The sequence below is a fragment of the Methylobacterium brachiatum genome (assembly GCF_900113845.1).
GTDB lineage: Bacteria > Pseudomonadota > Alphaproteobacteria > Rhizobiales > Beijerinckiaceae > Methylobacterium > Methylobacterium brachiatum.
The window spans coordinates 19,884-34,631 of record NZ_FOQW01000019.1 but is presented as its reverse complement, the minus strand read 5'-3'; the positions used below and the strand labels follow the sequence as shown (position 1 = coordinate 34,631).

11 protein-coding genes and 2 tRNA genes are annotated in these 14,748 nt (G+C 69.4%); 9 read left to right on the top strand and 4 right to left on the bottom strand.

Annotation, left to right across the window (positions count from 1 at the left end; translation table 11 throughout):
* Positions 1–28: 28 nt before the first annotated feature.
* Positions 29–229: a hypothetical protein gene (locus BMZ47_RS22345; RefSeq protein ID WP_091864264.1), complete on the bottom strand. Its 201-nt coding sequence runs from the start codon at positions 227–229 to the stop codon at positions 29–31.
* A gap of 384 nt (positions 230–613) precedes the next feature.
* On the opposite strand from BMZ47_RS22345, the gene BMZ47_RS22340 reads away from it, so the two are divergent.
* Positions 614–850, top strand: coding sequence for a hypothetical protein (locus BMZ47_RS22340; RefSeq protein ID WP_091864263.1), 237 nt, complete (start codon positions 614–616; stop codon positions 848–850).
* A 75-nt stretch (positions 851–925) separates the two neighbouring features.
* Positions 926–3,244 (top strand): Tex family protein, encoded by a 2,319-nt coding sequence (locus BMZ47_RS22335; protein WP_091864262.1) that lies wholly within the window; start codon positions 926–928, stop codon positions 3,242–3,244.
* Positions 3,245–3,311: 67 nt separating this feature from the next.
* Here the strand turns inward: BMZ47_RS22335 and BMZ47_RS22330 are convergent, their stop codons facing one another.
* From BMZ47_RS22330 to BMZ47_RS22320, 3 genes are all read right to left on the bottom strand, one after another.
* Positions 3,312–4,502, bottom strand: a complete 1,191-nt coding sequence (locus BMZ47_RS22330; RefSeq protein WP_091864261.1) for a flagellin N-terminal helical domain-containing protein — start codon at positions 4,500–4,502, stop codon at positions 3,312–3,314.
* Positions 4,503–5,215: 713 nt separating this feature from the next.
* Positions 5,216–7,303, bottom strand: coding sequence for a tetratricopeptide repeat protein (locus BMZ47_RS22325; RefSeq protein WP_244536907.1), 2,088 nt, complete (start codon positions 7,301–7,303; stop codon positions 5,216–5,218).
* A gap of 309 nt (positions 7,304–7,612) precedes the next feature.
* A tRNA-Ser gene (locus BMZ47_RS22320) sits at positions 7,613–7,702 on the bottom strand.
* Between the two features lie 168 nt (positions 7,703–7,870).
* On the opposite strand from BMZ47_RS22320, the gene BMZ47_RS22315 reads away from it, so the two are divergent.
* The 7 genes from BMZ47_RS22315 to BMZ47_RS22285 all read left to right on the top strand — a co-directional run bounded on the left by BMZ47_RS22315 (position 7,871) and on the right by BMZ47_RS22285 (position 14,632).
* Positions 7,871–7,944: transfer RNA gene (locus BMZ47_RS22315), tRNA-Gln, on the top strand.
* Positions 7,945–8,404: 460 nt separating this feature from the next.
* Positions 8,405–8,734, top strand: a complete 330-nt coding sequence (locus tag BMZ47_RS22310; RefSeq protein ID WP_139221048.1) for a hypothetical protein — start codon at positions 8,405–8,407, stop codon at positions 8,732–8,734.
* A 34-nt stretch (positions 8,735–8,768) separates the two neighbouring features.
* The gene (locus BMZ47_RS22305; RefSeq protein ID WP_091864258.1) at positions 8,769–9,950 is read left to right on the top strand and encodes a S1C family serine protease; all 1,182 of its coding nucleotides are present in this window, start codon (positions 8,769–8,771) and stop codon (positions 9,948–9,950) included.
* A gap of 100 nt (positions 9,951–10,050) precedes the next feature.
* Positions 10,051–10,416, top strand: a complete 366-nt coding sequence (locus BMZ47_RS22300) for a hypothetical protein (protein ID WP_007568661.1) — start codon at positions 10,051–10,053, stop codon at positions 10,414–10,416.
* 39 nt (positions 10,417–10,455) lie between these two features.
* Positions 10,456–11,838, top strand: coding sequence for a PepSY-associated TM helix domain-containing protein (locus BMZ47_RS22295; RefSeq protein ID WP_091864257.1), 1,383 nt, complete (start codon positions 10,456–10,458; stop codon positions 11,836–11,838).
* A gap of 25 nt (positions 11,839–11,863) precedes the next feature.
* Positions 11,864–12,253: a DUF2946 family protein gene (locus BMZ47_RS22290; protein ID WP_091864256.1), complete on the top strand. Its 390-nt coding sequence runs from the start codon at positions 11,864–11,866 to the stop codon at positions 12,251–12,253.
* A 66-nt stretch (positions 12,254–12,319) separates the two neighbouring features.
* The gene (locus tag BMZ47_RS22285) at positions 12,320–14,632 is read left to right on the top strand and encodes a TonB-dependent receptor family protein (protein WP_091864255.1); all 2,313 of its coding nucleotides are present in this window, start codon (positions 12,320–12,322) and stop codon (positions 14,630–14,632) included.
* Positions 14,633–14,748 lie beyond the last annotated feature (116 nt).

Here is a 14,748-nt window from a genome sequence, read left to right as displayed (position 1 = left end):
TTTGCGAGCGTCCTGAGGCCGTTTCGTTTTAGAGAAAGCCGCCGGCGCGCGGGACACCCGCGAGATTGCGCCCGGCCCGGGCGACCAGCTGCGCGAAGGCCATCGCGGCCGCCGTCGCCTGCGCCTGAGAGGGGAAGCCGCGCCGGGACTCGACCACCGTCTCCTCGGTCTCGTTCACGAGGACCCAGGACCAGTGCGACCGGTTGCTGGCGCGGATCTCGAAGCGCACGGGCTTCTCGCCATCCAGGACGTGTTGCCGAGAATCGAGCACGCACCGGTGACAGGGCGATGACGCCCGCGCGGCGCGGGGCTCAGGCGCCGCCGATGCCGGTCCACACCCTCACCGTTCGATGGTCTGATTGCGTACCGTCACCGGAAGGTTTCCCCGCGCACCTTGACCGTAGAGGCCCGAATCGGTTCGATCCCGGCGCGATGGAGCGCGGGCGCGTTGCAACGCTTTGCAGCCCCGGCGCGTCTCGGCCCGCGCGTCGCTCCAGGTCAAGCAACCCGGCGGCGATCGGTCCGACCGGATCTCTCGTCCATCACGAGCTGCGACTGTTCAGCGGATACCTGTGCGGCATCGCTTGCTGAGGCGACGAATCGGACCCAATTCATGGCGAATGGCAGCGAATCCTCGGCCGAACGGTCGCGCCTGACGCTCCAGAACCTCGCTCGGACGCTCGGCTGCTCGACCGAGGATTTCTTCGGCGAGACGACGCCCGACCGCCTGGCAGACGCCGAGGAGTTGCTGCGTCTGTGGCTCGCCCTCGAAAACTCATCGGAGAGACGGCGCGTCCTGGACTTCGCCCGCTCCGTCAAATCCGCCGACGAGCCGCAGCGCGACGACTGACCGGCACCGCCGGCGCCTTGCATCCGGGCGTCCGGTGGCTATGGCAGGGCCCCGCCCCTCGCTGCCGGAGCCCGCATGACATCCGTGAACGCGCTGATCGCCGAGGAACTCGGGGTCGGAGAGGCGCAGGTCGCCGCCGCCGTGGCGCTGCTCGACGGCGGCGCCACCGTCCCGTTCGTCGCCCGCTACCGCAAGGAGAATACCGGTGGCCTCGACGACACCCAGCTGCGCAAGCTGGACGAGCGTCTGGCCTATCTGCGCGATCTCAACGACCGGCGCGCCGCCATCGTCGAGAGCGTCCGCGCCCAGGGGAAGCTGACGCCGGACCTCGCCGCCGCCCTCGCCGCCGCCGACACCAAGGCGCGCCTCGAGGACCTCTACCTGCCCTACAAGCCCAAGCGCCGATCGAAGGCGCAGACCGCCCGGGAGGCCGGGCTGGAGCCCCTGGCCCAGGCGCTGCTCGCCAAGCCCGAGCTCGCGCCCGAGCGCGCCGCGGCGCCGTTCGTCTCCGAAGCGAAGGGGGTCGCCGACATCGAGGCCGCCCTGGAGGGCGCCAGGGCGATCCTGATCGAGCATCTCGCGGAGGACGCCGATCTGGTCGGCCGCCTGCGCGCGGATTTCTGGCGGATCGGTCAGCTCGCTTCGAAGATCCGCAAGGGCAAGGCGGCCGAGGGCGCGAAATTCTCGGATTACTTCGACTGGTCCGAGCGGCTGGAGCGCATGCCGTCGCATCGGATCCTCGCGATCCTGCGCGGGGAACGCGAAGGGATCCTCGATGTCGCCTTCACCGCCGAAGGCGAGGATTCGGAACCGGGCCGGCCCGGACCGTTCGAGGCCGCGATCTGCAGCCGGCATCGCATCGCCGCGCGGGGCCGGCCGGGCGATGCCTGGCTGATGGAAACCGTGCGCACCGCCTGGCGCACCAAGATCCGAACCGGGATCAAGCAGGATCTGCGCACCCGGCTGTTCGAGCGGGCCGAGGACGAGGCCGTGAAGGTCTTCGCCGGCAACCTGAAGGACCTGCTCCTCGCCGCCCCCGCGGGCGGCCGGGCGACGCTTGGGCTCGATCCCGGCTACCGCAACGGCGTGAAGGTCGCGGTGGCCGACCGGACCGGGCGAATCGTGGCGGTCGAGACCACCTATCCGCACGAGCCGCAGCGGCGCTGGAAGGAGGCGGTGGCGAGCCTCGGCCGGCTCTGCCGCCAGCACCAAGTCGAGCTGATCGCCATCGGCAACGGCACCGCCTCCCGGGAGACCGAGCGGCTGGCCGCCGAGGTCGTGGCCGCCAATCCCGACCTGACGCTCGCGAAGGTCACCGTCTCGGAGGCCGGCGCATCGGTCTACTCGGCCTCGGAGATCGCGTCGCGGGAGCTGCCCGATCTCGACGTGTCCCATCGCGGCGCCGCCTCGATCGCCCGCCGGCTCCAGGATCCGCTCGCCGAGCTGGTGAAGATCGACCCGAAATCGATCGGCGTCGGGCAGTACCAGCACGACGTCAGCGAGACGAAGCTGTCGCGCCAGCTCTCGGCGGTGGTCGAGGACGCGGTGAACGCCGTGGGCGTCGACGTGAACACCGCCTCCCCTGCCCTGCTCGCGCAGGTCTCGGGCCTCGGCGCGTCGATGGCCGACCGGATCGTCGCCCACCGGGACGCGAACGGCCCGTTCCGGACACGGGCGGCGCTCAAGAAGGTGCAGGGTCTCGGTCCCAAGACCTTCGAGCTGGCCGCGGGCTTCCTGCGCATCCAGGGCGGCGACGATCCGCTCGACGCCTCCGGCGTCCATCCGGAAGCCTACCCGGTGGTGCGGCGGATCCTTCAGGCGACCAAGAGCGATATCCGGGTGCTGCTGGGCAATAGCGCGACCCTGAGCCAGCTTTCCCCCGAAGCCTTCACGGATACGCGCTTCGGCCTGCCGACCGTGCGCGACATCATCGGTGAGCTGGAGAAACCCGGCCGCGATCCGCGCCCGGCCTTCCAGACGGCGCGTTTCCAGGAGGGCGTCGAGACCATCGGCGACCTCCGCCCCGGCATGCAGCTCGAAGGCGTGGTCACCAACGTCGCGGCGTTCGGCGCCTTCGTGGATATCGGCGTCCACCAGGACGGCCTCGTCCACATCTCCGCCATGGCCCGCCGGCGCATCGCCTCGCCCGCCGAGGTGGTCCGGACCGGCGAGGTCATCCGGGTGCTGGTGCTCAGCGTCGATGTCCCGCGCAAGCGCATCGGCCTGTCGATGCGGCTCGACGACCCGATCGAGCCGGGCGCGCAGCCGCGGCGCTCCAGCGAACCGGCGCCCGACCCGCGTCACGCGCGATCGAAGCCGGCTCCGGAAACCGGCGGGGGTGCCCTCGCCGAGGCCCTCCGGCGCGCGGGGGCGCCGTCGTCTCGACGCAGCTGAGGCCCGGGGCCAAAAAGAAACGGCCGGGGCGAGGCCCCGGCCGTTCCGACGTTGATGCGGCTGACGCTTAGCGCAGCAGCTGCAGGATGCCCTGCTGGGCCTGGTTCGCCAGCGACAGGGCCGAGATGCCCAGCGACTGACGGGTGGACAGGGCCTGCGAGTTCGCAGCCTCCTGGTTGAGATCGGCCGCCGTCAGGTTCGACGAGCCGGTATCGAGCACGTTGATCAGGTTCTTGCTGAAGTCCTGACGGTTCTGCACCACCGACAGGTTCGAACCGAAGGTCGAAGCGTCGGTCCGCAGCTGGCTCGATGCGGTCGTGAGCTTGTTCAGCGTCGTGTTGATGTCGGCGTTGAGCAGGAAGTTGCCCTGCCCGACCGTCGACGTCTTCGTCGAGGTGCTGGTGATCGACGTCAGGCCGAGACCGCTCGAGGTCTCGTCAGTCGCGGTGACCGTGAGGTTCGAGTTGCCCTTCGGATTGAAGTTGATCGTCAGGTTGTTGTTGTCGCCCTTGCCGTTGATCAGGTTCGTGCCGTTGAAGCTCGAATCGCCGGCGAGCTGATCGATCTGGGTCAGCAGGCTGTTGTACTGCGAGGCGAGCGTCGCGCGGGCCGTGACGCCCGACACGCTCAGGTCCGAGCTCTGACCGACTGCGGTGGTGGTGCCGTAGGTCGGGCCCGACGCGGCCGTACCGGCCGAGAAGCCCAAGATCGTCTGGTCGCCCGCGGATGCAAATTCCACGTCCGAGGACGCGTTCATCACGATCTTGGTGCCGTCCGTGCTCTTTGTGAAGCTGCCGGCGCCGACGACGGCGTTGAGCTTGGTCAGAGCTCCGTCGAGCGTGTCCGTCGTTGCCAGTGCGACGCTGGTGGCCGCACCGTTGACGAACAGGTTAATCGTGCTGGCGGATGCAGCACTGTAGGCGGTCGAGGCGGTGCCGGTGGTGGTGATCTGCGTGGACAGCGCCTGGTTGGCAACCGACTTGGCCTGATCGACCAGCTTCTGGATCGAGGTGATGCCCTGGTTGGCGGCCTGGATCGACTGGATCCCGTTCGAGATACCGTCGAGCAGGTTGCCGAGGTCGCCGGACCGCTGGCTGAGAGCTTGCGAGGTGAAGAAGCTCACCGGGTTGTCGAGCGCCGAAGAGACCTTCAGGCCGGTGGAGAGCCGGTTCTGGGTGGTCGCTGTCAGCGAAGCCGTATCCTGCAGCGAGAGCAGGTTCTGGCGGGTGGCGGCGGTGAGGGTGACGCTGGAAGACATCGTAACGATCCTTTTGATCGAGAAGCCGTCTTATTGGCGGCTCCGGCGGTGTATCACCCAAGGGCTTGCCGAGATATTGATTTGATAGCCGAAAAAGGGCGTTCGATAAACGTGGTTAACGAGTTTTTTCTGGGATCGCACAACAATCGGGAAATTGATGATCTTCCGGCTGCACCAGAAAAGCGGGCCCTATATTTCAAGAGCAGCAGAAACAACGCATCGCTCGACAGGATCCACGGTCACGGCCGCAACTTCTATTCGCGCACTCGATAGTGCGCAGATCAATGTGATCGGTCCAAATTGCCGCTCTCAGCGGGCCGGAGGTTCGGATCGCACGGTTCGACCACGGATCCGCGCCCGGTCATGAGCGAGCGTTCGGCGAGAGCCGCGCCCGGTGGCGTTACCGCACGACACGACACGACAGGGCTCGCTCCGGAACCGAAGGGCCCCCCACCGACGCGAGCGCCCTCCCTCCGGAGGTGCCCGCATCGCCGAGCCCCGAAAGCGTGCTTCTGACGGCCACGCGACCCGTGACGGCTCGCTCCTTCAAGCCTCTCGCCGACCCCGACGACGAGGACAGGAGGAACCGTATGCTGTGCCTGAGCCCGCTCGGACCCGCAGCCCGGTCCTCGAATCGACGGCTTCGCGACCGCCGAACCGGTATCCGGATCGGCGGCGGGCGGCGGTTTCCGCACGTCGCGCCGAATCGCGCCTCAAACCTGCTCCTCGGAGAGCCAGTTCCGCCACATCGCCCGGAACGCCGCGTCGACATCGGCGGCGAGGCCGCCATGGTCCATGAGCGGGCTGGCATAGAAGCGCTCGCGCAGCCCCGCCCTGACCGTGCGCAGGCGATCGCGATCGTGGGCCAGATCCCGGGCGATGGCCACGTAATCCGCCTCGCTGTCGGCGATCAGCTCCGGCAGGTCCATCGCGGTGAGCACCGAGACGCCCGTGCGCGCCGCCGCATGGCCGCCGCGCAAGGTCACGAACGGCACCCCCATCGATAGGGTGTCGTAGCTCGTCGTGCCGCCGTTATACGGGTACGGATCCAGGGCGATATCCACCCGGTGATAGAGCTCGTGGTAGCCGGTGTTGACGCGTGGCTGGAAGATCACCCGGTCGAGCGGCAGCCCGGCCGCAATCAGACGGGTTTCCACGGCTTCGCGGACCTCGGGGGTCCCGATGTCGCCCACCACCATGAACAGCCGGGATTCCGGCACCGCGTCCAGGATGCTCGCCCAGGTCGTGAGGACGGCGTCGCAGACCTTGGTCAGGCGGTTGAAGCAGCCGAAGGTGATGTGGCCTTCATCCTCGAAGGGCGCCCGCTCCCGCACCGGCGGCAGGTTGTCGACGCCGGCATAGGTGGCCGTGACCCGCGGCAGGCGCCACAGACGCTCGGCATGCAGGGGCTCGGCGAGGCCGGGCGGATCGGTAATCGCGTCGGTCAGACGGTAATCGATCGCGGCCAGTCCGGTCGTGCCGGGATGCCCGATCCAGGTGACCTGGACGGGGGCGGGCTTGCGCGCGAACACCAGCAGCCGGTTGCCGGCACTGTGGCCCGACAGGTCGACGAGGATGTCGATCGCGTCGGCCTCGATCCGGTCGGCCGCCTCGTCGTCGTCGAGGTTCGCGAGATTGTGCCAGCCGTCGAACAGCGGCTTCAACCGCCGCGAGAACGCGTCCTCGCTCGCATGCGTCATGTAGGCCAGCACCGACATGCTGTCCCGGTCGATGGCGCGCAGATACGGCTCGAAGAAGCGAACCAGGGCGTGGTTGCACAGATCGCCCGAGACGAAGCCGACGCGCAGCTTGCGCTCCGGGTCGCGATCGTTGGCGAAGGGGCGGCGGCGCAGGAGCGGGTCCGCATAGCGGCGGCCGTAATCCAGGGCGTCGGCGGCATATTCCGCGTGCGGAATGTCGGCGGCGTAGAGCTTGGCGAACAGGCGGTTGGAGGCGACGAACAGCTTGGACGGATCGAGGCCGAGGGCCCGGTCGAACGCCTCCACGGCCTCGCCCAGACGCCCGAGGGCCAGCAGCGCGCTGCCGCGGTTGCTGTGGGCGCCGGCATTGCCGGGCTCCAGCACGATCGCGCGCTCGGCGTGGCGCAGGGCCTCACCGTACCGGAACCGGCGCTGATAGACCCCGGCGATGTTGGCATGCGCCATCGCGAGGTCGGGATCGAATTCGAGGGCCTTCTCCAGGGCGGAGATGGCGCCGTCGTGGTCGCCGCGATTGGTCAGGACCGTGCTGAGGCCGCTGAAGAACAGGGGGTTCTTCGGCTCGCGGTAGAGCGCGATGCTGATCAGGTCATAGGCCAGTTCGGGCCGGTTGGTCCGGGCCGCGATGACGCCGGCGAGATAGGTGGCGTGCGCGTGGGTCTCGTCGAGGAGGAGGACGAGGTCGAGCAACGCCTCCGCCGAGCGGTATTCACCCCGGTCGTAGCGCAGCTGCGCCGACGCGAAGGTGCTCTCGAGAAAGGCCGCGTTGAGCGGCTGCGCCTCGGGGTTGAAGCTCTGCGCCTTGTAGCGCTCCAGGATCGCGCGCGCGTCCGGCTGACGATCCATGGCGAGCAGCGCGGTGGCCAGGGCCAGCCAGTAGTTCGGCCGTTCGGGCGCGCCCCGCAGCGCCGTGACGAAATGGGTCACGGCCTTCTCGGGGGCGTGGCGCGCCGCGATCTGGCCGAGCTCGTAATGCGCCTCGGGATGGTTGGGCTCGGCGCCCAGCACCCGCCGCAGGGTCGATTCGGCCCGGTCGAATCGTCCGCGGGCCCGATGGTCCCGTGCCTTGGCCAAGCTGCGCATCGCAGCCCCACCGGACGCGGCGCCGCTTGCCCGCCCGCCATATTGATCGAGCATTCCGCGCCCTCCCGTCGCGCGGAGATTGCGATCGCAGCGTTAAGGACGGGTAAATGCGTGGGAGATTTGGGTTATCAGCGGTATCGTCGGCGCTCGGACACCCGGCCGATCGACACTGCGTCGTAACATTGGAGCGCCGGAGACGTGTTCCGAAGCGCGAATGCTGGACACGCGGTCAGCGGTTACGACCGGCCCATGGCGGCTGCTTTGACTTCCACAGAGGTCGCGGCCGCTCGCCCGCGATGTGTTCTGATTTGGCGGAAGGGGTGGGATTCGAACCCACGGTGGAGTTGCCCCCACGGCGGTTTTCAAGACCGCTGCCTTAAACCACTCGGCCACCCTTCCCGGCCGCAAACGCGGCGTCCCGGTTATGGACGCCCCGGGCGCCGCGTCAACCGCAGAACGCACGGTTGACCTGCCGCGGCATTCCGCATATCCCACCGCCCACGCCCGGAGCCGCCAAGCCGGCAGGGGCGCTGTCCGGTCGCGTGGGTTATGGATCCACCGGCCTGTTGGGGGATAGTTTAACGGTAGAACGGTGGACTCTGACTCCTCTAGTCCTGGTTCGAATCCAGGTCCCCCAGCCACCTCACGTCACTTACATCGCTAGCGAGACCGCCGGACGCCGCTGAGCGTCGGGCACAGGATGCGTGAGCGCCGCGCTTGGCATTGCGCTGCCGCCTCCTGCCGGCGCGGCATGACCGAATCGTTCGGATCGCGTTGCGGCGGCGCCCGTCACCCGTCCAGGCAATCAATCTCGGGCCGCGTTCGGCGTGCTGCTGCGCCATTGCAGACCCCTGCGGTTGGCCAGATGGCCGCGTGTTCAGCATCCCGTCGCGATATCACTCAGCATTGTTTACGCACCGGCGCGCGAATCAATTAGTCTGTCGGCAACCTTAAATACGTAGCCCTCAACGAAGCCACTTCACAAGACCGGGCGTCGAGATAAGCTTTCACCGGATCCTGATTCGATTCTGATCTGATGAGGGCAAGCTTATGACGGGGCGTTTCCTGGTTGCCGCCTGTGCGGCCGGCGCGGTTGCATGGATGGGTCTCGCGCCCGTGCCGGCCCAGGCGCAGAGCGCCGGTGCCGTGTTCGGGGGCCTGGCCGGCGGCGTGCTGGGGGGCGTCATCGCGGGCTCGATCGCCGCGCAGGCCGCGCGGGAGCGCCCGGTGGTCATCTACCGTGCGCCGACGCGCACCGTCCGGGTCATCCACGAGGTGCGGCGTGCGCCGCACCGGCGGGTCGCGCGGGCGCGTCAGCGTCCGATGCAGCCGGCGGCGGGACCGTCGGGGGCGCAGGTGGTGAATGCCTCGGCCGATCCGTTCGCGCCGTCGCAGGGCAGCGCCACCACGGCGGTGAGCCAGAAGCGCTGAGCCGCTTCCCCCTGACGCAGACCGGATCGCCCCCATGCCCCGATCGAAGCTTGCCTGGTCTGCCCTGTTGACGGCGAGCCTCGCGGCGACAGCCGCCGCGGCCTCGCCGGCCCCGCCGAACCTGACGGTCGACAAGACCTTCGGGAAAGTCGCCGGCTGGTCGATCGGCTACAGCGAGAGCCTCGGCGGCTGCCTCGCCGCTGCGAGCTACGGAGACGGCACAACCCTGTGGTTCGGCTTCGGCGGTGCCCGCGGCTCATCCTATCTGGCGTTGACGAACCCCAAATGGCGGTCGCTGGAGGTCGGCGGGCAATACGAGCTGCAGATGCTCGCCGGCCGCGAGAAATGGCGCGGCACCTTCACGGGCTTCGAGCGCGGGGAGGCCCGCGGCCTGTTCCAGTCGGGCCTCAAGGAACGGTTCGTCGCCGATCTGTCCGCTTCGGGCACGATCAGCGTGATCTTCCAGGGGCGGCAGATCGCGGTCCTGTCGCTGGTGGGATCGACCGAGGCGTTCGACGCCGTGATGGGCTGCCAGAAGGACGTGATCTCCGCCGCCGCGAAGGAGGCGCCCGGCCTTCCCAAGTCGCGCAAGCTCGAGGCCGGCATGGTCAGCACCGGCACCGGTTTCTACGTGTCGGAGCGCGGGCACCTGCTCACCAACAATCACGTGGTCGAATCCTGCTCGGAATTCTCCGTCCGGCAGCCCGGCCGCCCCTCGATCCCGGCGCGGCTCGTGGCCAAGGACGCGACCAACGATCTCGCGGTGCTGGCCACCGATACCCCGCAGAAGGTCGTCCCGCCCCTGTCGGTCCGGGCGCGGCTCGGCGAGAACGTCTATGTCTACGGCTACCCGCAGAGCGATGTCCTGGCCTCGACCGGCAACTTCACCATCGGCAATGTCACCGCCACTGCGGGCTCGGGCGACGACACGCGCAAGATTCAGATCTCGGCGCCGGTCCACCAGGGCAACAGCGGCGGCCCGGCCCTGGACCAGTACGGGAACATCGTCGGCGTGGTCCAATCGAAGCAGGTCGCCTTCGCGTCCGGGGACGTTCCGCAGAACGTCAACTTCGCCATCAAGTCGACGATCGCCCTGAACTTCCTCGAGGCGAACGGCGTCGAGGCGCCGATCAATGTCCGCACCACCGACCCGATGGACGGTGCGGGCATTGCCGAGAAGGCCCGGGATTTCACGGTCCAGATCATCTGCCACTGATCGCGGGGCCGGTCGCGCCTGTCTGCGGCGACGCGATCGACACGTGAATGCGCCTGCGCCCCGTTGACGGTGGGCGGCGGCGACGCCTAACAAAAGACCCATGCGCCGGTGCCTGCCCCAGACGGTTCAAGGCCGCGCGATCATCGGGATGGTCGCGCTCTACGCGCTGCTGCTCCAGGCCTTCCTCGGCTTCGCCACACCGGCCCACGCTTTCGGATCACCCGGGGCGGTCCTGTGCGCCGAGCACGCGTCCGGCGCGCCGGAGGATGGTCCGGCCCCGCTCCACGCCCATCCGTGCTGTACCCTGGTGCAGGTGACCGGCGTGGCGCTGCCGGCATCGGAGCCGGTTGCCGTGGCCTGGCCGTTCGCACCGTCCCTGCGCCTCGTCTGGCGCGCGGAAGCGGCGCATCCGAAGACCGGGCCGCCGCTCACCGCCACCAGCGCCCGAGGTCCGCCCGCCGCCTGACGATCCCGTCTTCCGATCGTTCAGGCCCGGACCAATCCCATGTCGATTCTCCTGCACGGCAGCGCCCCCGCCTTCGGGGCCGTCGCCGCTCTGCGCGCCTCCCGCGAGGCGGTCTATCGCGCCGTGTGGCGCTGGCATTTCTATGCCGGGCTGCTGTGCCTGCCGTTCCTGATCACCCTTTCGGCGACCGGCGCGCTCTACCTGTTCAAGGATGAGATCAATGGCAGCCTGTTCGCCTACCGGACCCGCGTGGCGATTGAGGCCACGCCGCCGCTCGGGCCGGACCGGCTGATCTTCAACGCCCTGCAGGCCGAGCCGGACGGGGTGCCGCTCTCCTACACGGACCCGGCCGCACCCGACGCCTCGGCCCTGGTCACCCTCTCGGAAGGCGGCCGCAAGCGTCTCGTCTACCTGGACCCCTATACCGGATCGGTGCTCGACCGCGTCGACCGCGACGGCGAGTTCATGATGGTCGTGCGCGGCCTGCACAGCCTCAGCTATGTCGGCACCTTCGCGAACGCGGTGATCGAGGTGGTGGCGGGCTTCGCCATCATCCTGGTGATCACGGGCGTGTATCTGTGGTGGCCGCGGGGCCAGGTGGGCGGCGTCGTGAGCCTGCGCGGCAGCCCGCGTCGCCGGGTCTGGTGGCGCGACCTGCACGCCGTGACCGGGTTCATCGCCGGCGGCGGATTGCTCTTCCTGGCGATCACCGGACTGCCCTGGTCGCTCTGGTGGGGGCAGCAGCTGCGCAGCTGGTCGAATGCCGCGGGCCTCGGCCAGCCCACGATCCTGTGGGCCGGCCGGCCGGTCTCCACGGTGCCGATGCGCGCGCGTCTGCCGGATGCCGGCTGGACCCTGCAGGATGCGCCGGTGCCGCGCTCGCAGCCCTCCGGGAGGGCAGCGGAGCCCATCGGCATCGATCAGGCGGCCGCGATCCTGGCTCGGCTCGGCATGCCGCGGGGCTACGAGCTGGCGCTGCCGGTCGGCGCGGACGGCGTCTACGCCGCGGCGTCCTATCCCCACGACGTCGCCCAGCAGCGGATGATCTCGCTTAATCAATATACCGGGGCGCCCCTCGTCGACGTGCATTTCGCCGATCTCGGGCCGGTCGGTCGGGCGATCCAGTACGGGATCGGCATCCACAAGGGCGAGCATTGGGGCCGGGCCAACCAATTCGCCATGCTGGCCTTCTGCCTCGCCACGATCCTCCTCGCCGTCACCGCCGCCACGATGTGGTGGAAGCGCCGGCCGGCCGGCGGGCTCGGCGTCCCGCCCTGGCCGCGGGATCGGCGCGTAATCGTCACCGTCACCCTGGTGATCGCGGGCCTCGGTGCGCTGTTTCCCCTGACCGGCTTGGCGATCCTCGGCATGATCGGCCTCGACCTCGCCGTGCAGGCCGCACGCGGTCGCGGGGCGGCCTGATCCCCGGCCGACGGGCTCGAAGCCCGTGTCGACCCACGTCGATCCCCCGCGCAGGCGGCCGGGTCCCCTCGGGACCGGACTGATCCTGCTCGCCCTCTGGGTGCAGCTGCTCGCGCCGATGGCAACCCTCCGGATGGCTCTGGCGGCACCCGACATGCCCGGCGCGATCCTGTGCGGTCACGCGCCCGGGGATGACGCGATTGCCGCCTCCGCGAACCGGCCGGTGGCGCCCCACGACTGCGACGTCTGCCGGCTGTGCCGCGCCGGCATGGTCCCGCCGCCCCTTCCGGCGGTCCCGAGCGCGGCGCGCCTGCTGCGCTGGACCGCGCCGGCCTGGCCGATCCCCCCACCGTCGGATCCGAGGCCGGTGCCGCGCGTCGTCGGCCAGCCGCGCGCACCGCCCATCACCGCCTGATCACGGCTCCTCCCCGTGCGGCCGCCGCGCCGTCCGGCCCCTTGATTGATCAGACGAGAAATTGGGATGTCGATTCACCAGGCCGCCGCGCGGTTCGGAACATTGGCGCTATTGGTGGCCGGCGGCACGCTGCCCGCCTCGGCGCAGCAGGCCGTCACGCTGGACGAGCTGTCCGTGGAGGGCGAAGCCGCGCCCGGCGCGGGCCGAACCGCCGTTGTCGTGCCGTTCGGCGTGGCCGCCCCCCAGGGCTCTGCGCCCTCGGTCATCGAGCACCCGGTCGGCCAGGTCGTCACCGGGATCGGGCGCGAGAACACCATCGCCAACCGTCCGGCGACCAGCATCGGCTCGGTGCTCGCGAACAGCCCCGGCGTCACCGTCCGCCAGGGCAATGGCGGCCGCGACGTGATCATCTCGATCCGCGGCAACAACGCCCGCTCCAGCGGCGTGATCAAGAACACGGTCGTGCTGGAGGACGGGTTCATCCTCACCCAGGCCGACGGGGCGTCGCGCTTCGACCTGACCGACCCGCGGGCCTACAGCCGGATCGACGTGTTCCGCGGCCCGCAATCGCCCCTGTTCGGCAACTATGCCACGGGCGGCGCCATCGCGTTCCGCACCCGCACCGGCCGCGAGATCGACGGCTACGAGATCGGGACCGACGCCGGGAGCTTCGGCTACCTCAGCAATTCCTTCACCGTGGGCAAGGCCAGCGGGCCGTTCGAGATCAGCCTGTTTGCCAGCGACGTCCGGGCCAACGGCTACCAGGACCATTCAAGCTACGACACGCAGACCATCAACCTGCTGGCGAGCTACACGCCGACGCCGGACAACCGCTTCACCTTGAAGGTGATCAACAACAATCTCGACGCCAATATCGCGGCCCGCTCCTCGTTGGCGCAGTATCGGATCAATCCCTACCAGCGGGGCTGCGCCGCGGCCGCGAGCGCGGCGCCCGGCTGCACCACCTTCGCCCTGTTCGGCAACGGCGCGTTCGGTGCGACCGTGCCGGTGACCGCCGACGAGGGCGGGTTCGGACGCAAGGACCGGCGGACCATCGTGGCGGCGCGCTGGGAGCACGATATCGACGCGTTCACGACCTGGCGGACGCAGCTCGGCTTCGACGAGCGGAACTTCGACCAGCCGTTCTACACGACCGCGAGCCAGGGCTCTTACCCGTCCTGGAACGTCCTGACCGACGTGACACGCCGCGGCGACCTGTTCGGCCTCCCGGCCGTGGGCTACGTCGCGCTCGCCTACAGCACGATCGACACCCACATCGCGACCTACAACCGCGCCCCCTATGGCGGACCCCGGCTCGGGGCGCTGATCGGTGTCCAGGACGCGGTCCAGTCGAATCTCGGCGGCCGGGCCCGCCTCGAACTCGCCCTGTCCGATCAGTGGACCGGCGTGCTGGGCATCAGCGCCGAGGGGACATCCATCACCGGACGCAACCTGGCCTACAGCTACAGCGCCGGCGGCGCGAACCGGACGGTGGCGGATGCCGACCGGACCTTCCTCAACGTCGCTCCGGAGTTGGCCCTGGTCTACCGGTCGGACGAGGCCTGGGCGATCCGCGGCCGGGTCGCCACCGGCTACACCACCCCGGCGGCGAGCAACCTGTTCGTCACCCCGGCGGGGCTGCCGGGCAACAACACCCAGCTCCAGACCCAGGAGAATCTCGGCTTCGATCTCGGCGCCGACTGGAGCCCGACCGAGACCCTGCGCCTCAGCGTGACCGGCTTCTACGAGTTCTTCCGCAACGAGCTGGTCTCGCAATCGCCGGGCGCGGGGCTCCAGACCTACTTCTTCAACGCGCCGGCCTCCGAGCACCGGGGCCTCGAGGTCGGCGCGGACTGGGCCTTCGCGCCGGGCTGGCGCGGAACGCTGGCCTACACGTTCGATGATCAGATCTACACGCGCTACACGGAGCAGCTGAGCGCCGGCAGCCTGACCCGCCGGTTCGACCGGGCGGGCAACCAGATCCCGGGCGTCCCGGCCCATCAGCTCCTGGCGCGCGTGGGCTACGACGTGCCCACCGGGCCGCTTGCCGGCCTCGGAGCCTTCGTCGAGACCGTGGTGCAGGGCGATTTCTACATCGACAACGCCAACCTGCTGAAGGCGCCGGGCTACGCGATCGTCAACGCCAACGTGCACTACGTCACCGAGCTGACCGGCGGCTACGCGAAGCGGCTGAACCTCTATCTCGAAGTCCGCAACCTGTTCGACACGACCTACGCGGCCTCGGCCCAGAACCTGGCCAACTCGATCAGCGGCGCCACCGGCCTCCAGAACGGCGCCGGGGTGCTGGCCACCTCCACCGGCTCGGTGTTCGCGGGTGCGCCACGCAACATCGTCGGGGGGATGCGTCTGGCATTCTGATAACCGCGTCCACGGGTTCGCCGTGGTGCGGTGGCCGGGCCTGCACTAAGCTGCCCGGCCGAGCGGCGGGGGTATCGGGTTTGAGTCGCGATGACGGAAGAGCCGGCGCGGTGATC